The following is a 17,386-nucleotide window of genomic DNA, read 5'->3' as shown; positions in this document are numbered from 1 at the left end:
GCTTCATGCTGCCGGCCGTGATCGAAGGCGATCTCACCGGTTTAATCACCGCCATCAGCGGCTATGCTGATCAATACCCGGCCCTGGTGTTCGATTGCTCGCGCCTGGCCCGCATCGAATTCGGCGCGGCCGGCCAGTTGCTCGCCAAGCTGCAGGAGCTGGCGGTGGACGAGCGCCGCATCGAATTCCGCGATGTGAACCACTTGGTTGCAGCACTCCAGCGACTCCTGGGGTATGCTGATATCGCGCGGTTGTTCCCTCACCGATATTAGCGGCTAGCTCAGCCGCGTCTTGCATTCCCCTCATCCGGCCGCATATTTGCGGCTGGACGCCTGAACGCGTCATAACATTGAGGCAACTATGGAACAATTTCACGGTACGACCATTCTGTGCGTGCGCCGCGGTAAGCAAGTGGCGCTGGGCGGCGATGGCCAGGTAACCCTCGGCAATGTCGTCATGAAGGGCACCGCGCGCAAAGTGCGCAAGCTGTACCAGGGCAAAGTCCTGTGCGGTTTCGCTGGCGGCACCGCCGACGCATTCACCCTGCTCGATCGCTTCGAAGCAAAACTGGAAAAACACCAGGGCAATCTGCTGCGCGCCTCGGTTGAACTGGCCAAGGACTGGCGCACCGACCGCGTGCTGCGCCGCCTGGAGGCCATGCTGCTGGTGGCAGACAGCGAATCGACCCTGGTCATTACCGGCAACGGCGATGTGCTGGAACCGGAAAATGGCGTCGGCGCCATCGGCTCAGGCGGCTCCTATGCCCAGTCCGCCGCTGTGGCGCTGGCACAGAACACCGATATGGCGCCTGCCGAGATCGTCAAGAAATCGCTGACCATCGCGGGCGAGCTGTGCATCTACACCAATCTGAACCACATCATCGAAACCCTGGACTAAGACTATGAACATGACTCCTCAGGAAATCGTCGGGGAACTCGACAAGCATGTGGTTGGCCAGGGCAAGGCCAAAAAGGCCGTGGCGATCGCGCTGCGCAACYGCTGGCGCCGCCAGCAGGTGGAAGAACCGCTGCGCCATGAAATCACGCCCAAGAACATTCTGATGATCGGCCCGACCGGCGTCGGCAAGACCGAGATCGCGCGCCGACTGGCCAAGCTGGCCGATGCGCCTTTCATCAAGGTGGAAGCGACCAAGTTCACCGAAGTCGGCTACGTGGGCCGCGATGTGGACACCATTATCCGCGACCTGATCGACATCGGCGTGAAGCAGACCCGCCAGTCTGAAATGGCCAAGGTACGCGCACGCGCCGAAGATGCCGCGGAAGACCGCGTGCTGGATATCCTGCTGCCGCCGCCGCGCGACTTCGGTTTCCCCACCACGCAGACCACCGAGGCGCCCGCCAACGACACCACGCGCCAGACCTTCCGCAAGCGCCTGCGCCAGGGCGAGATGGACGACAAGGAAATCGAAATCGAGCTGGCCGAGCAAAGCCCGCAGATGGAAATCATGGCGCCGCCCGGCATGGAAGAAATGACGGAGCAGATCAAGTCCATGTTCTCCGGCATGGGCGGTGGCCGCAAGAAGGCGCGCAAGGTCAAGATCAAGGAAGCCATGAAGCTGCTGCTGGAAGAGGAAGCGGCCAAGCTGGTGAACGAAGACGAGATGAAGCAGAAAGCCATCCAGAACGTGGAGCAGAACGGCATCGTGTTCCTGGACGAAGTGGACAAGATCGCGTCGCGTTCGGAAGTGGGCGGCGCCGACGTGTCGCGCGCCGGTGTGCAGCGCGATCTGCTGCCGCTGGTGGAAGGCACGACCGTCAACACCAAGTACGGCATGATCCGCACCGACCACATTCTGTTTATCGCATCGGGCGCCTTCCATCTGGCCAAGCCTTCGGATCTGATCCCTGAACTGCAGGGACGTTTCCCGATCCGCGTGGAGCTGGAATCGCTGTCGATCGCCGACTTTGAACGCATCCTGACCAGTACCGACGCTTGCCTGACCAAGCAGTATGAAGCCCTGCTGGCCACGGAAGGTGTTAAGCTGGTGTTCGCACCGGAAGGCATTACCCGCCTGGCGGAAATCGCCTTCCAGGTCAACGAGCGCACCGAGAACATCGGCGCGCGCCGCCTGTACACGGTAATGGAAAAGCTGCTGGAAGAAATCTCCTACTCGGCGACCGAAACCAGCGACAAGGAAATCACCATCGATACGGCTTATGTGAACCAGCGCCTGGATGCGCTGTCCGTCAACGAAGATTTGTCGCGCTACGTGTTGTAAAAGAGGCGGTAATGGCAAACAAGCAGCTGGCAACCCGGCAGAAGATGCGGATTCGCGTCGAGCCCTCGCAAAACTTTGGCAAGCCGCGCAATCCGATTGCGCAGTTGGCCAAGGCACGCGCGGCGGGGCCGCACGACAAGAACCGCACCACGGCCGACCGCCAGGCTGGCCAGGCCCTGATCCGGAAAAAGCTCAGCGGCTCGGATGACGAGTAAGGCCACCTTCCGCGTCGGAGACTGGACCGTCAACCGCTTGACGGGCGAGCTTTCGCGCGAAGGCGCCAGCGTGCGGCTGGAAGAGCGCACGCTGCGTCTGCTGGTTTGCCTCGCCGATCACGCCGGCGAAGTTTTGTCTTCCGATGAACTGCTGACGCACGCCTGGCCGGGCGTGGTCGTTTCGCCCGACTCGCTGTACCAGGCCATCACCGCCCTACGCCGCCAGCTCGGCGATGACGCCCGCAAGCCAAGCTACATCGTCACCGTCCCCCGCCGCGGCTACCGCCTTATCGCGCCCGTGAGCGCATCGGACGCCGCCTCCATCGACCTGCCCGATGCCGCGCAACCGGCCAAGGCCGCGGCACCATCGCCGCACGTTGCAGCCGCGGTGCTTCTGCCGGGCCCCCGGCAGCGCATGCGCCGCCGCGCGGCGATTGCCCTCGGCGCCACACTGGCCTCGGCTGGCCTGGCCGCTTTCACCCTGCGCGCGCCTGCCGGCCCCGCGCCGGGCAAGGCGCATTCCATCGCCGTGCTGCCTTTCCTCGACCTGACCGACGACATGAACGAAGAACCGTTCGCCGACGGCGTCAGCGAAGAGCTGATCACGAAACTCAGCAAGCAGCCCGGCGTTGTGGTTGCCCCGCCCGGCGCGTCCTACTACTACAAGAACAAGCACGAAGCGGCCGCCGAAGTCGCCAAGGCGCTGCAAGTCGCCTATGTGCTCGATGGCAGCGTGCGCAAGTCCGGCAGCGCGCTGCGTATCGCCGCGCGGCTCACGCGTGCCGCCGACGGCTTCGTGGTCTGGTCGGACAGTTACGACCGCACGCCCGGCGACAAACTCGCCATTCAATCGGAAATCGCCACCGCCGTCAGCCAGTCCGCCGCAGCCAGGATTCAGCGAGTGCCAGCGTTGAGCATGGCCTCCTGCTGCGCCTCCGTATCCGGCCCTTGCGCAGCCTCCAGCTGAATCTGCACCATGATTTCATCGCTGATCAGATCCGGATAGGCCCCCAGGCCAAACTCGGAGCGCTTGACGATGCCGGTCGCCGTGATGCCGACCGAGGGCTTCTTGCTGACCTGGTTCATGCCCATCTTGTTGACCCGCAATTGCAGCGCCACCGGCCGCGTCACGCCAGCCAGCGTCAAATCGCCATATAGCACCCCACTCATCCCGTCGCGCTGCTCCACGCGCGTGCTGCGGAATTTGATGACAGGCTGCTTGAACAGCGACATCCACGCATCATCATCGCGGATCTGGCCATTCCACAAGCCATCGCCCATATCCAGCATGCGCGTCGGCATGCTGACCATCACCGATGATTTCGACCAGTCCTCGTGATCGAACAAAAAGCTGCCCGGCTCAATTTTCAAGCTGCCCGTCACGGGAATAAAGCCTTGATGCTCCAGGCTGAAACTCACTTTCGACAGCTTGCTGACGATGGTGTAAGTGACCGGCATGGCCTGCGCAGCGGTGGCAAACAGCATGGCAGCACAAAAAACGAGACGACGCATACGAACTCCTGGTGAAGTGAATGGAGTTCCCTTTGTAGCAAGCGCCTGCAGCAAAAGTCCTGAAAACGATCTGAATAGTTCTGAATTTCGCTGAATATGGCATGATGTGAGACAGCACCAGCTCACCAGAGAGGAGAGGGAATGAACAGAAAAGTCATCGCATTGGCCACCTTGCTGGCAGCTCCCCTGCTCGCCCACGCAGGCAGATTGGAATACCGCGTCACCGCATCGGGCGACTCCTCGTCGTTCGAATGCGTCGAGACCAGTAGCAATGTCTGCGTGCTGACCGTCGRCACACCCGGCGACCCGAAGGCGGAAAAGATCCCCGTCGAGAAAGGCGCCAGCACCAAAGTGCCGAATCCCAAATTCGACCGGAAATACTGTGTGTCCGTGAAAGAGGCCGAATGGCCCAAGTGCCTTAGCGACCGCAACTCCGGCGAGCTGACGCGCTCCACGTCATCCAGCCAGGTCTGGCTGGACGCTGAACGCAACTGATTACCAGACCGGCCCGAGGAACAGGTACATGGTCTGTTCCCCATTTTTGGTCGCACCTGCGCCGAGATAGAGCGGGCCGAATCGGGTTTCAACTGCGAGGAACAGGCTGCCTGCCTGCTTGAGTGCACTGCCCAAGGCATCGGGCCTGCGGTCGAAGCCACCGCCCATTTCCAGCGAAAAGCCCGCACGCAACGTACCGCCGAATGCGCTCGGCAAGGCGCCGATCTTGCGCGCCACGACCACCCGCGAGAACAGCACAGTGGGTTCCTGGATCGAATCCGTCTTGGTACCCGATAGCCGCAGGAAGCCACCAAGGTTGATCGGCGCAGCGCCCGCCCGTGCGCGCGCCCATTCGGCCAGGAAGTGTCCCGCCCAGTCGTCGTAATGGAATGCGAACAAAGCCGATGCGCCCCAGTTGGCTTGCGTTGCGCCYACATTCGACGCACTGCCCGGCGTACTTTCGCGCCCCAGGTTGATCAGCATGCCGCGCGTCGGAAAGCCCAGCGAATCGAGCGTATCGACGCGGAAGCGCACGAAGCGCAYGGTATCGCTCACCTTCTGATCCGGGGCACTCGGATCTTCGGGCAAGATGGTGTGCGCCGTGTAGCGCTGCTTCTGCACACCCACGCTGATATCCCCCCAGTTGCCGAACTCGCGGCCGATGGCCAATGAGCCGGTGCGCACGTTGTAACCCACCCGCGCCTTGCGCAAGCCGCTGCTGTACAAGTCCGAGATGGTTTCGCCAATCTGCGCTGACGGCATCACATACCATTTGGAGCCGGCGCCCAGCGGCTGCCACCACTGCACACCAACGCCACGCACATTGCCGATACGCGCTTCCGTGCGCAGCTCGCCGCCCCAATCGTTCATGGACGAATGCACGTGCATCAGTTTGATGGCAAAGTCGTTCGAGTCGCGGAAATCGCTGGCCAGTTCGAGGCCAACGCGCATGCGGTTGCGCGCCCATTCGGCCTCCGTGGCGCGAATGGTCACTTCGCGCTCGCCGTCCTTGTCCTGCACCTCGGTTTCCACGCGCGCCAGATCGCCACGGCCGTACAGCGTGACCTCAGCCTGGCGCACATCCTCGCGCGTTACGGGCTGGCCCGGCTCGAGGCCGGACTGCTTCTTCAGAATCTCCGCGTTGATGTGCTGCGTGCCCTGTACTTCCAGCTTCGCCAGCCTTTTCGGCCGGTCGGTTTCGCCCGGACCGGCCAGACGCATCGCCTCCAGGCTGGCATATTCTTCGGCCGGCACGGCCAGCGCCGCCAAGCGCGGCGACAGCTCGCGCGCTGCCTTTTCGCCGGCCGCGATGGCGCGTGCATAGGTGCTGAAGTCGAGGAAGCTGACGCCGGTCAGGTCGGGCGCGATCAGCAAATCCTGCGGACCAAGTTCCTTGATCGAACGCTGCACATTCTGCTCGGTGAGGATTTGCAGCATCTGATTGGCGACGCCAAGCGCGCTGCCCAGTTCTTTTTCCGGCGCCAACGGCGTGCCGACGTTGACGGCGATGACTACATCCGCGCCCATGGCGTGGGCCAGGTCCACCGGCAGATTGCGCACCAGTCCTCCGTCGACCACCAGATGGCCTTTGATACGCACCGGCGCGAACACGCCTGGCACGGCCAGCGAGGCGCGCATGGTCTGGAACAGCGGAGTGTCGTCCAGCGTCACCAGCTCGCCTGTCAGCAGGTCGGAGGCGACGGAGCGGAAAGGCAGCGGCAACTGGCCCACCGGTGTGTTGCGCGTGCCGGGCGGCAGCAGGCGCTCCAGTGCCATTTCCAGCGCAGCATTGCTGGCAGCGGCGGGCGGCAGTGTGACGCCGTTGCGGTTCAGGCCAAACTCGATGCGGGAGGGGATGTTGGCGTCTTCGTCGCGGCGGCGGAAGGCCAGCGCGTCGCGCGCGGGACGGTCGGCGACCACGCTGTCCCAGTCGGTGGTGGCAGCCATGCGTTCGAGATCGCCGATCGACGCGCCCGCGGCGTAGGCGCCGCCGACTACGCTGCCCATGCTGGTGCCGACCACGATATCGACCGGCACGTGCATATCGCGCAAGGCGCGCAGTACGCCAACGTGGGCAAAGCCGCGCGCACCGCCGCCGGACAGCACCAGCGCCACGCGCGGCCGCTTGGCGGATGCCACGGCGTCTTGCGCCAGCGCCGCCCCGTGCACGGCCAGGATGCTGCAGGCCAGGAGCAGGCGCAGGGTCTTCATGCGTTTAGCGGCTTGGATTGCCCGGCGAAGTGGTTACCGGCTGGGCGGGCGCCATTTGCGGCGGCGGTGGCGTAACCAGGCCGTTCTGGCCGGACGCCGAGCCAGTGCCCGGCTGGCCCTGTTGTCCTGGTTGCGGCATGGGCTGCGCAGGCGGCAGCGTCGCGCCCTGCCCTGCCACTGGACCAGGGCCAGGACCCACTACAGGCGCCGGTTGCGGCGGCTGCACAGGAGCAGGCACCATCGGCGCCGCTGGTGGCGCCATCTGCACTGGCGGCTGCATTGGCGTTACGCCGCCGGCGGCATTGCCTTCATCCACGGCCAGGTCGAGGCGCTTCTGGATGCCGCCTTCCATCAAAATCACAAAGCGCGGCTGCACGTCCTTGACGGTCACGCCAGGGCCGACTTCAGCGCCCACACCATAAGCCTGCGCCGGCTGGCCTTCGGTGGCGATGATGGCCGCGCTGCCGCGTCCATTGACCGCAGCGACGACGCCGCGCAGCTGGTAGTTGCTGACTTGCGCCACAGCGGTCTGGCCGCCGAACAGTCCGCGCGCTGCGTCCACATTCAACTCGGCCGCCTGCGCCACGGGTGGCGGAGCGATGGCACGCTGCTTGGGTTTGAACAATTGCAGCCCCCAGTACGCCAGCGAGGCGGACAGCGCCGCCACGGCGGCCACACTGCAAATCAAAGGCAAACGCTTCAAGTTCTTTTCTCCAGTTTCAGCGTACCAGCTGATTGATTTCGATGATCGGCATCAGCACGGCCAGCACGATCAGCAGCACCACCACGCCCATGGCCAGGATCAGGAAAGGCTCCAGCAGGCCCGCAATGGTCAGCGTGCGGCGCTCCAGGTCAGCTTCCTGCGCGCTGGCGGCGCGGTCCAGCATGGCGGGCAGTTCGCCCGTGATTTCACCCGCGCGAATCATGTGGATCAGCATGGGCGGGAAATGCTTTTGCGCCGACAGCGCACGCGCCAGGCTCACCCCCTCGCGCACGGCGTCGCTGGCCTGCTCCACCAGCGTGCGCATGGCCATATTCGATAGCGTGTCGCGGCTGGTTTCCAGCGCGCGCAAGATCGGCACACCGGAGCCGGTGGTAATCGCCAACGTACTGGCAAAGCGCGAAGTATTCAGGCTGCGTTCGAATTTGCCGTACAGGGGCGCCGTCAGCAGCCAGGTATGCCAGCGCAGCTTGAGCGCGGGATTCTGCAAGGCGCGCCGCCAGCTGACCCAGGCCGCGATCAACGCCGCCAGCACAACGAAGCCGTAATGCCGCACGAAATCGGAAATAGCCAGCATGACGATGGTCAGGAACGGCAGCTTCTGCTTGGTGTTCGCGAACACGGACACAATCTGCGGCACCACATAGGTCAGCAGGAAGATCACGATCAGGAAGGCCACCACGGTCACGATGGCCGGATAGGTAAACGCCAGGCGCACCTTCTGCACCAGCGCATTGCGGCGTTCGATGTAGTCGGCAAGGCGCGACAGCACGCGCGACAACTGGCCGATCTGTTCACCGGAGGCGACCAGCGCGCGGTAGATCTCRGCGAAGTCGCGCGGGTGGCGCGACAGAACGTCCGACAGCGAGGCACCGCCAATCACTTCGGAGCGGATGGATGCGATCAGGTCGCGCACATACTGGCGCTCGGCCTGTTCCAGCAAGGCGGTGAACGCCTGTTCCAGCGGCAGGCCAGCTTCCAGCAAGCTGGCCATCTGGCGCGTGAACAGCGCCAGTTCGGTGGTGCTCAGCTTTTCGCCGAAGCCGCGGCGCGTGGCGACGCCGCTGGCGTCCACTTGTGCCGCGATAGCATCGACCTTGATCGGCACCAGGCCTTGTGCGCGCAGGTCCGCACGTGCGGAACGCGCGCTGTCGGCATTCACGACGCCTTTTTTGCTTGCGCCATTTTCGTCGACAGCTTCGTAACGGAATGCCGGCATCGCTTAGTCCTTCGTCACGCGCAGCAGTTCGGCTGGCGTCGTGGTGCCGTTGGCCAGCCAGCGTTCGCCGTCTTCGCGCATGGTCTTCATGCCGTGCTGCTGGGCGGTGTGACGCACTTCCGCTTCCGAGGTACGGTCGTGGATCTGGCCACGGATGTTTTCGTCCGTCTGCAGCAGCTCGTAAATACCGACGCGGCCCTGATATCCCGTCATGCCGCACTTGTCGCAGCCGACGGCATGCCATTGCTGGCCGTCGAAGCGTTTGCACTCGGGGCACAGCTTGCGAACCAGGCGCTGGGCCAGTACGCCCAGCAGGGACGACGACAGCAGGAAGGGCTCGATGCCCATGTCCAGCAAACGGGTCACGGCGGACGCGGCGTCGTTGGTGTGCAGGGTCGCCAGCACCAGGTGGCCGGTCAGCGAAGCCTGCACCGCGATCTGCGCCGTTTCCAGGTCGCGGATCTCACCGATCATGATCACGTCCGGGTCCTGGCGCAGAATCGCGCGCAGGGCTTTGGCGAAGGTCATGTCGATACGCGAGTTGACCTGGGTCTGGCCTACGCCTTGCAGATCGTATTCGATCGGGTCTTCCACCGTCATGATGTTGGTGGTGGTGGAATTCAGCAGCGACAGCGCGGCGTACAGGGTGGTCGTCTTACCGGAGCCGGTTGGACCGGTCACCAGCACAATGCCGTGCGGCTGGTTGATCAGCTGATTGAACTGAGCCAGCATCTCGTCGCTCATGCCGAGATGCTGCAGATCGAGGCGGCCTGCTTCCTTGTCCAGCAAACGCAGTACGGCGCGTTCGCCGTGGCCGGTCGGCAGCGTGGAAACACGCACGTCCACCGGCTTGCCGCCCACGCGCAGCGTGATGCGGCCGTCCTGTGGCAGACGCTTTTCCGCGATATCCAATTGCGCCATGATCTTGATACGCGAGATCAGCGAACCGTGAATCGCCTTGCGCGGGCGCACGATGTCGCGCAGCGCGCCGTCGACACGGAAACGCACCACCGAAGTCTGCTCGAAAGGCTCGATGTGGATATCGGACGCGCTGTCGCGCAGGGCTTGCGTCAGCAGTGCATTGATCATGCGGATCACCGGCGCATCGTCGGACGATTCCAGCAAGTCCTCAATCGCAGGAACATCCTGCAGCAGCTTGGTCAGGTCCAGGTCCGCATCGAATTCTTCCGCCACTTGCGATGCGTCGCCGCCTGCACCCGCGTAGGCGCCGGCAATGGCCGCGTCCAGATCGGCGCGCGGCAGGTGTTTCAGGTTGACGCGGCCGAAGCGGCGCGACACTTCCGCAATGGCTGCGGGTGGTGTCGCGTTCGAAATCAGCACATCAACCGAATGCGCGTCGCCTTCGCTGGGCTGTGCCAGCACCAGGAAGTCGCGCGCAAAGGCGTAAGGCAGAAGGTTCGTCATTGCTGCTTCACTTCCGCGGCGCCGCCTGGATTGGTGACCGGCGCCGGTACCGGCGGCACAGGGCGCGCCAGCTGGCCGCCGGTCGGCTGGCCATTCACCACTTCAGGCAGCACCGGCTGGCCCAGATTCGGCAGTAGGACGGTGTTGTCCGGCTGGATCTGCTGCTGCGTGCCACGGATATAGTCGTAGCGGTCGCCGGTCAGGCTGATGCTCTGGTCCTGGGTGCGGATCACTTGCGGACGCAGGAACACCATCAGGTTGGTCTTCTTGCGGTCGCGCTTCTGGTACTTGAACAGGTTGCCGATGACCGGGATATCGCCCAGGCCGCGCACCTTTTCCACGTTGTCGCTGGCGTCGTCCTGGATCAGGCCACCCAGCACGATGATCTGGCCATCGTCGGCAATCACATTGCTCTCGATCTGGCGCGTCTTCAGTATGATACCGCTGTCCGACGTCACACTGGTGTCGATGCTGGAGTTCTCGTTGTAGATCGCCAGCTTGATGGTGCCGCCTTCCGAAATCTGCGGACGCACTTTCAGGATCAGACCCACATCCTTACGGTCGATGGTCTGGAACGGGTTGTTGTTGGTGCCGGAAGTCGTGGTGTAGGAGCCGGTCAGGATCGGCACGTTCTGGCCGACGCGAATGGTGGCCACCTCGTTATCCAGGGTGATCATGTTCGGCGTGGACAGGATGTTGGTGCCGCCCACCGTTTCCAGCGAGTGCGCCACAGCGCCCAGACCCAGTTTGCCATTGGCCAGCTGCTTGAACACGCCGATGGTCAGACCTGCGCCCGGCGCCGGCGTGGTGGCCGTGGCCAGGTTCACCAGGTTGTTGCCGGTGCCGTTCTGGAAGGACGTGCCGCCGCCTACGCGATAGGATGTGCCGCTGTTGCCGCTCAGGCCCGCCCACTGCACGCCGAACTCGGAAGCCTTGTCGGCACTGACCTCCACTACCAGCGCTTCGATGTAGACCTGGGCACGGCGCACGTCCAGCTGGTCGATTACTGCGCGCAGATTGCGGTAGACTGCTTCCGGTGCGGTGATGATCAGGGTGTTGGTCGATGCGTCGGCCTGGATGAAGCCACCGGCGCCGCCCGTGCTCAGCGACTGGCCGCTGCGGCTGCCCGTCAGTGCAGGATTGGTCGGGCCGGTCTGGCCGCCGGAAGTGCTGCTGCCCTGGTTGTTCTGGCCCAGGCCACCTTGCTGATTGTTGTTGGCGCCGGTGCCCAGCTGCGCCAGCCCGCCAGCGGCGTTGCCCTGGCCGCCGCCGGAGGTATCGCTGGACACCACGGCGCGCAGCGTTTCTGCCAGCTTGGTCGCTTCCGCGTTCTTCAGATAGACCACGTGCACATTGCCCAGCTGCGTAGTCGGCTGGTCCAGTTTCGTGATCAGGGACTTGGCCAGATTGGCGCGCGCCACTGAGGGGGCACGCAGCACCAGCGAATTGGTGCGCGGATCGGCCATCACGGTCACGCGGCCGGAATCGCCGCCGGCGCCCGGTTCCATCAGCTTGTTCACCATGGCGGCGAGGTCGCTGGCAATCGCATAGCGCACCGGGACCACGTCCAGGTCCGTCGCGGACGGCGAGTCCAGTGAGGCGATGATCTTGCCCAGGCGGGTCAGGTTGTCCGCATAGTCGGTGATGACGAGGGTGTTGTTGCCCGGGTTGGCGTTGATCGTGTTGTTCGGCGTGATCAGGGGACGCAGCACGGTCACCAGATTGGCAGCCGCTTCATGATTCAGGTGGAAGACCTGGGTCACCACCTGGTCGCCCTTCGGCGCATGCTGGCCGCCGACGATGGTCGGGCTGGATTGCAGCTTGGCTTCCGCTTCCGGCACGACTTTGGCGTAACCGTCGCCGCTGACGATGGCATAGCCTTGCAGCCGCAGTGCCGAAGTCAGAAGGCTGAAGGCCTGCGATTTGCTGACCGGTTTTTCCGACACCACCGTGATCGTGCCCTTGACGCGCGGGTCGATCAGGAAGGTGATGTTGGTGTAGTGGCCAACCGCCTTGATGACGGACTCGATATCGGCGCCGACAAAGTTCAGTGCCGCTTCATCGTTCGGGGCGGCCATCACCGGCGCGGCGGCCGGAGCCAGCGCACAGCACAGCAGCGCGGCGGCGCTCAGTCGGCGCAGCGCCGGGAGGGAGATTTTGCTTGCAGTGTGTGTCTTCATTATCGGAACTCTAGTGCAATGACGTTTTTAACGCTATTCGGACGGCGCTGGCCCAGCAAATTGAGCAAGCCCGCCAAGGTGTCTTCATATCCTGTTGCCGCTTCGGCCTGGCCGGAAAACTGCAGGCGGCCATGATCGATTTTGCCGCTCCCGCTTAGCAGCAGCGGGCCTTTCACAGAGCCGAGCAGCAGATTGGCCTGCTGGCCGTGCCAGTCCAGCGCCAGCGTGTAGCTGCCCAGCGGACGGATGGAGGTCAGGCGCGAAGCCATGTCCTGCATCTCCAGCGTGGTGCGGCCTTCCAGCGCCACAGCGTTGCCTTCGCGCGACAGTTGCAGCGAAGACCAGGACAGTTTCATGCGCCCGGTCGGCGCAAGGGTGTTCAGCGGCGCGCCCAGTCCGGCCAGGCCATCGGCCGGCAGCATCACGGCCGCCGGGCTGACCTGCCACTGGCTCAGGCCACCGCGCAGATTCACGGGCTGCGACAGCGATTCAGGATTGGACAGCTCCACATCCACGCTACCCACCAGGATCAAGGGCGACAGCTTCCAGGCAAAACGGCCCGGCAGCAGGGGCGTGACCGCATCCTTGCCGCTGGCGGCGCCGCCGATGAAGGCCGAGCCCCGCCACAGCGTACCCTGCGCGTCACCCAAGGTCAAACGGCCGCCGGTCCGGCTTTCCACCATTTCGGCCACCCACGATGCCGGGAAAAAGGCCAGCAGCGTCAATCCTGCACTGACAGCAATCGCCAACAACCACAGAAAAGCGCGCTTCATCGTGCTCCCAGGTCCTGGCGCATGGTCAGTGTGGCGTCAACCTGGCCCGGCGTGTTCTGCGCCGTGATGTTCGCTTCCTGCACCGTCAGGCGCTGCTCGCGGCGCATCGCATCCAGCCAGGCCACCAGGCCGGCAAAGGCGACACCCTTGAATTCAATCTTCGCGTATTCGCCGGTCACCGTCAGCGACTGCGTCGACAGGCCGCGGCTTTGCAGGCTGCTGTTGACGCTGTCGCGCGACATCGGCGGCGGCGCCACATTTGGCTGCGCCGCCAGCTGCGAGGCTTCGCCCGCCAGCGACTGCACTTCGGCTACTTGCTGGCGCAGCTCCGGCAGATCCTTCGCCAGCTGGGCGCGGCCGCTGAAGGCCGGATCGATCAGCAGGCCATACACCAGGCCGAAGACGACCACGCCGCCGCCAATGGCCAGCATGCGGCGCTCCTGGTCCGTGCGTTCATTCCAGAAGGCGCCGGCAGCTGCGCGGTAGCTGCCGAATTTATCGGTGATCTTGCTCATTTCTGGCCTCCCGCCTTGATCTGCCACACGCCGGGGCCGGTCTCCGTCAACGCCAGCTTGCGCGCTGCGAGCGCCGACTGCACCTGGGTCAAACCGTTCGCATCGACACTGTTCGGCTTCAGTTTCACGGTCATGCCGCGTTCCTTGTATTCCAGGCTGGCCACCACTTCGCGGTTAGGCAGCATCGCCAGCGCTTCGGCGAAAGCCGCGCTCATGGCGGTAAATTCATCACCCGACGAGCCGCCGCTGCTGGCGCGCGCGATGGAGATATTGCGGCGCATTTGCGCAGCCGGATCGCCCGTCACAGGCTGGTTCGGATAAGCGGAACGGAAAACTTGCACCATCGCCTGACGCTCGGACGCCGCTTCGCTACGCAGGCGGAACCATTCGACGTTGGCGCCCACGATGTTGACCAGCAGGGCCGCAACGGCGATGTAGACCGGCCACTTCCAGCGCTGCCAGGCGCGCGCGGAAGCCCCGCTGACGGCGCCCAGGCCGGCCGCCAGGTCCATCTGCACAGCCTTGGCGGCGGAAATGCGGTGCGCCCAGTGGTCTTCTTCGACCATGATGCCTTGCACCGACTGCGCCAGCTTTTCGTATTCCGCCCGCAGCGCAGGCGCCACATATAGCGTGACGGGTGCATCGCCAGCCAGCGCGCGCACCGTGTGCAGCGCGGCTTCCGGCTGCGGCGGCAGGGTCAGACCCATGCCTTCGTATTGGGCGCTGCGCAGGGTCAGCTCCAGGCCCGCATCGTCCACACCCAGCGCGGCGGAGGCGCCGCCCGGCTGCAGCGGCAGGCAAAGTTGGGTTGGCAGCGCGCTGATGCCATGCGCGCCCTGGGCCACCAGAGCCTTGACCAGCACTTCCAGCCAGGCGCGGTTGACCACGGCGATGACGCGCTCGCCGGCATCGCTGCTGGCAGGGGCCAGCGCCAGCACGCAGTCAGTTGGGTCGCCCAGAATCTGTTCTTCGACAAGGCTTGGCAGCGCGGCTTTCAGCTTGGCAGCGGACAGCGGCGGCACTTTCACGCGCAGCAGTGTCACGTCGGCGGCGGCCAGCAGCAGCACCACGCGGCGTGCCCCGGCAACCAGGTCGCCCAGATTGCCTAGCGCACCGGCGCCCTGCTGCATCACATTGCCGCCATCGCCCACCAGCGCGAACTGGCAGCTGGTCGGCACGCCCGTATCAGGGGCGGCAGCGGCGCGGGCCGGATACCGAATGTAGAGAGTCGTCAAAGCGTTCTTTCCTTGTTCCTTAGATTTCCCGTATCCATATGATGCTGGTCTTGCCACCGACTTGCTCGCGACGCACCAGTGACCAGCTGACCAACTCGGCACGATCCAGCTTGACCCGGCTCAGCACCAGAAAGTAGCCGCTGCCCGCATCTACTTCCACACCGTTGATACGCTTCTTGCCAATGCTGGTCAGGTACTGGTCGAAGTCCGACGCGCGCGGGAAGAAGGCGCGCTTGCGAGCCACCACTGCCGTCTGCGCCTCGCTCAGCGCCATATCGGTAATGGACGACAGCACTTCCGCCGACGCCGTGTTCACATTCACCTTCGTCTGCTCCGGCAGCACGATCACGAAATCGCGCAGCTTCTCGATCGCTTCCTGGTTGAAGCCAGCGACCGACAGCAAATCCTCCACCCGCAGCAGCTCCATTGGCTGCCCGTTCCCCGAGGGGACCGGCAACTGGCCCTGCGCCGTGCCTGCCGGCGGCGTAGCGCTGGACACCTGGCTGCGCGCTACCTGCTCCGCCACCGCCGCCGCCAGCGAGGGATTCAGCTGAAGGTTCTGCAGCAGGCGCTGGAAAACAGTGACCTGCGCCGGAATGACAAAGCGGTTGCTGGCCAAATTTGCCAGATTGTAGCGCGCCTGAGCATCGTAAGTCTGTCCGGCGATTGTCGCATCGAAAGATTCGTTCTGAACCCGCTCACGCTCCACAAACTGGTCGAGACGCGTTTCGGCCAGCGGCGTGGCCCAGATGCCGTCGGCGCGCGTGACGCCGCGGCTGTCGGTCAAGTCCTGGCGCAGCACCAGGCGCACCAGGTCAAGGCCGCCGCGCAGAATCCAGCGGGTCTGGAAGTGCAGACGCTGGTTTTCCATCGAGCGCACCTGCACCTGCTGCTGCCAGAACAGGCTGGCCACGATGGACACCGCCAGGGTGGTGAGCAGCAAGGCCGTCACCACAGCCACGCCTTGTTGCCGGATCGAGGGGCGCTTGTTCATACAGCCCCCAGCAGGAAGACTTTGGACAGCACTTGCGGCAGGCCCTGGATTTGCAGGGTGATTTCGAGGCCGGTCGGGCCAGTGCCCGGCAGCGTCGGCGTGAACTGCGCGCCGGTGCCGGTGCCGGTCCCTGTACCAGATCCGGCTCCGCTGCCCGTGCCCTGCCCCTGGCAGCCGCCCGGCTCGGTGCTGGTGCAAGGTGCCTCGCCCTCGGGCTGCTGCACGGTGGCCAGGGAGGTCGAAGAATTCTCCACCTGCTTCCAGCCGCCGTTCTCCCACACGCGTACGGCCATGCTGCTCACGCCCGGCTGCAGGTCCACATCGTTCTGCCAGCCCGGATCGCCCAGCGCCGCCTGCCACAAGGAATCCAGCTGCACCAGATCGCGTGTGGCAGCCGATTCGCGGCGCGACAGCACGCCGTCGCGAATGCGGTAGCTCACGACCTGCAGCTGCGAAGCGGCGTTCTCGCCCATCACGGTGCGGATGAAAATCAGGCGGGTGTTATCGGCCAGCAGATTCTGGTGGTTGTTCAGCACCGTGGCCTTGTCCGCAATCTGCTCCAGATCGCTTTGCAGCTGGGCGAAGGCAAGCTGGATGCCGCGCGTCTGCTCCATCTGCGCGGTCAGCTGCTCGCGCGAGCGTACGATGCCATCCAGGCCGCGCCAGCCCAGCACGGCCACGATGGCCAGCACGGTGATGGCCACCAGCAGTTCAACCAGCGTAAAACCGGATGCGCGCTTCATTCCTGCAGCACCAGTTGAACCAGCTTGATGATGCGGCGCTCAGGGCGGCTGGCTTCGTACACGCTCACTTCCACGCGGCGCATGCGCGGGTTCGGGCTCTGGATCACCTCTTCATCGCACAGCAGATTCAGGTCGCCCTGCGGGCATTCGAAAGTCGTCTTGCCGATGGCAGGATAAGTCTTCGCCAGGCGCACCTGCACCAGACGGTTTTCGGCCGACCAGGTAGCCATCATGGTGGCGCGCAGGCCGTCGCTGTTCTGGGTCAGGCTGCCCATGGCGCGCAAAGCGGCGCCCAGCGCCGTGCCGACAATCAGCAGCGCCACCAGCACCTCCAGCAGGGTAAAGCCTTTCTGGCGCATGCTTAGTCCACCGTGAAATGGCCCACACCGTCGGCGCGGATGGTGGCCTGGACGTCGCCCAGCGCCAGCGTCAGTGCGAAGGGTTTGTCCACCGGCTCGCGGCCGAACACGATGCGCATATTACCCGGCGCATTGGTGGCCGGGTCCAGCAGCAGGCGGACGGGGGATTGTTTGAAGGGACGCTCGCGCAGCATATCGTCTTGCGGCAGCGGTTCCCAGGTGCGGTCGTTGCGGACCAGGAAGCGGTAATTCTCCGCATCGGCCTCGAAAGCCACTGGGCGGTTGCGTACGATGGCCTCATCCCGCGCCAGCTGCAACAACAAGGCGATACGCTTGGCTTCCTGCTGCAGGGACTGGYGCTGGCTGGGCGCTGCGTTCATCGTGACGAGGCCCAGCGTGAGGCCGATGATGACCAGCACCACCAGCAGCTCGATCAGGGTAAAACCGCGCTGGCGGCCCGCCATGTTTCAGACTTCCTTATTGTTCCCAGGAGCCGATATCGGCATCGTCGCCGGTGCCGCCGGGCTGGCCGTCGGCGCCGTAGGAGAAC

General features: G+C 64.4%; 19 protein-coding genes and 1 pseudogene. 6 read left to right on the top strand and 14 right to left on the bottom strand.

Features of this window, described 5'->3' with window-relative positions:
- The 5 genes and pseudogenes from AB4Z11_RS04270 to AB4Z11_RS04250 all read left to right on the top strand — a co-directional run.
- Nucleotides 1–272 (top strand): annotated as a pseudogene (locus AB4Z11_RS04270) (STAS domain-containing protein); the annotation flags it as partial.
- Nucleotides 273–360: 88 nt separating this feature from the next.
- Nucleotides 361–897 carry an ATP-dependent protease subunit HslV gene (hslV, locus tag AB4Z11_RS04265; RefSeq protein ID WP_442022965.1) on the top strand — a complete coding sequence of 179 codons (537 nt, stop codon included), beginning with the start codon at nt 361–363 and terminating at the stop codon, nt 895–897.
- 4 nt (nt 898–901) lie between these two features.
- A complete protein-coding gene (gene hslU / locus AB4Z11_RS04260; RefSeq protein ID WP_442022964.1) occupies nt 902–2,239 on the top strand; it encodes an ATP-dependent protease ATPase subunit HslU in 1,338 nt (445 codons plus the stop codon).
- An 11-nt stretch (nt 2,240–2,250) separates the two neighbouring features.
- On the top strand, nt 2,251–2,454 hold the full coding sequence (locus tag AB4Z11_RS04255) for a hypothetical protein (RefSeq protein ID WP_442022963.1): 204 nt from the start codon (nt 2,251–2,253) through the stop codon (nt 2,452–2,454).
- Entirely contained in the window at nt 2,444–3,421 is a 978-nt protein-coding gene (locus AB4Z11_RS04250) for a winged helix-turn-helix domain-containing protein (protein WP_442022962.1), read from the top strand. Before AB4Z11_RS04255 ends, AB4Z11_RS04250 begins: the two co-directional genes overlap by 11 nt.
- Here AB4Z11_RS04250 and AB4Z11_RS04245 read toward each other — a convergent pair.
- Nucleotides 3,349–3,966, bottom strand: a complete 618-nt coding sequence (locus AB4Z11_RS04245) for a YceI family protein (RefSeq protein ID WP_442022961.1) — start codon at nt 3,964–3,966, stop codon at nt 3,349–3,351. The two genes, AB4Z11_RS04250 and AB4Z11_RS04245, sit on opposite strands and share 73 nt — an antisense overlap.
- Before the next feature lie 141 nt (nt 3,967–4,107).
- Between AB4Z11_RS04245 and AB4Z11_RS04240 the strand changes: the two genes are divergently transcribed.
- Entirely contained in the window at nt 4,108–4,461 is a 354-nt protein-coding gene (locus tag AB4Z11_RS04240; RefSeq protein WP_442022960.1) for a hypothetical protein, read from the top strand.
- Here the strand turns inward: AB4Z11_RS04240 and AB4Z11_RS04235 are convergent, their stop codons facing one another.
- The 13 genes from AB4Z11_RS04235 to AB4Z11_RS04175 form a co-directional block, all read right to left on the bottom strand.
- On the bottom strand, nt 4,462–6,672 hold the full coding sequence (locus AB4Z11_RS04235; protein WP_442022959.1) for a patatin-like phospholipase family protein: 2,211 nt from the start codon (nt 6,670–6,672) through the stop codon (nt 4,462–4,464).
- A gap of 4 nt (nt 6,673–6,676) precedes the next feature.
- Nucleotides 6,677–7,375: a type II secretion system protein N gene (locus AB4Z11_RS04230; RefSeq protein ID WP_442022958.1), complete on the bottom strand. Its 699-nt coding sequence runs from the start codon at nt 7,373–7,375 to the stop codon at nt 6,677–6,679.
- A gap of 16 nt (nt 7,376–7,391) precedes the next feature.
- The gene (gene gspF / locus AB4Z11_RS04225) at nt 7,392–8,612 is read right to left on the bottom strand and encodes a type II secretion system inner membrane protein GspF (protein WP_442022957.1); all 1,221 of its coding nucleotides are present in this window, start codon (nt 8,610–8,612) and stop codon (nt 7,392–7,394) included.
- 3 nt (nt 8,613–8,615) lie between these two features.
- Nucleotides 8,616–10,037, bottom strand: coding sequence for a type II secretion system ATPase GspE (gene gspE / locus AB4Z11_RS04220; RefSeq protein WP_442022956.1), 1,422 nt, complete (start codon nt 10,035–10,037; stop codon nt 8,616–8,618).
- The gene (gspD, locus tag AB4Z11_RS04215) at nt 10,034–12,217 is read right to left on the bottom strand and encodes a type II secretion system secretin GspD (protein ID WP_442022955.1); all 2,184 of its coding nucleotides are present in this window, start codon (nt 12,215–12,217) and stop codon (nt 10,034–10,036) included. The genes gspE and gspD overlap by 4 nt, the downstream gene beginning before the upstream one ends.
- Nucleotides 12,217–12,990 (bottom strand): type II secretion system protein N, encoded by a 774-nt coding sequence (gene gspN / locus AB4Z11_RS04210; protein ID WP_442022954.1) that lies wholly within the window; start codon nt 12,988–12,990, stop codon nt 12,217–12,219. Before gspN ends, gspD begins: the two co-directional genes overlap by 1 nt.
- Nucleotides 12,987–13,505, bottom strand: a complete 519-nt coding sequence (gene gspM / locus AB4Z11_RS04205; RefSeq protein ID WP_442022953.1) for a type II secretion system protein GspM — start codon at nt 13,503–13,505, stop codon at nt 12,987–12,989. The genes gspN and gspM overlap by 4 nt, the downstream gene beginning before the upstream one ends.
- Nucleotides 13,502–14,740: a type II secretion system protein GspL gene (gene gspL / locus AB4Z11_RS04200; protein ID WP_442022952.1), complete on the bottom strand. Its 1,239-nt coding sequence runs from the start codon at nt 14,738–14,740 to the stop codon at nt 13,502–13,504. Before gspL ends, gspM begins: the two co-directional genes overlap by 4 nt.
- 19 nt (nt 14,741–14,759) lie before the next feature.
- Nucleotides 14,760–15,734 carry a type II secretion system minor pseudopilin GspK gene (gene gspK / locus AB4Z11_RS04195; RefSeq protein WP_442022951.1) on the bottom strand — a complete coding sequence of 325 codons (975 nt, stop codon included), beginning with the start codon at nt 15,732–15,734 and terminating at the stop codon, nt 14,760–14,762.
- Nucleotides 15,731–16,477, bottom strand: coding sequence for a PulJ/GspJ family protein (locus AB4Z11_RS04190; RefSeq protein ID WP_442022950.1), 747 nt, complete (start codon nt 16,475–16,477; stop codon nt 15,731–15,733). The genes gspK and AB4Z11_RS04190 overlap by 4 nt, the downstream gene beginning before the upstream one ends.
- A complete protein-coding gene (gene gspI, locus AB4Z11_RS04185; RefSeq protein WP_442022949.1) occupies nt 16,474–16,836 on the bottom strand; it encodes a type II secretion system minor pseudopilin GspI in 363 nt (120 codons plus the stop codon). The genes AB4Z11_RS04190 and gspI overlap by 4 nt, the downstream gene beginning before the upstream one ends.
- A gap of 2 nt (nt 16,837–16,838) precedes the next feature.
- The gene (gspH, locus tag AB4Z11_RS04180; protein WP_442022948.1) at nt 16,839–17,300 is read right to left on the bottom strand and encodes a type II secretion system minor pseudopilin GspH; all 462 of its coding nucleotides are present in this window, start codon (nt 17,298–17,300) and stop codon (nt 16,839–16,841) included.
- A gap of 13 nt (nt 17,301–17,313) precedes the next feature.
- A partial coding sequence (locus AB4Z11_RS04175; protein ID WP_442022966.1) for a type II secretion system protein GspG occupies nt 17,314–17,386 on the bottom strand: 73 nt, incomplete at its 5' end.

The sequence above is a fragment of the Pseudoduganella sp. RAF53_2 genome, from assembly GCF_052113985.1.
Taxonomy (GTDB): domain Bacteria; phylum Pseudomonadota; class Gammaproteobacteria; order Burkholderiales; family Burkholderiaceae_D; genus Rugamonas.
The sequence above is the reverse complement of the archived record's forward strand: the minus strand, read 5'-3'. Positions and strand labels throughout refer to the sequence as shown.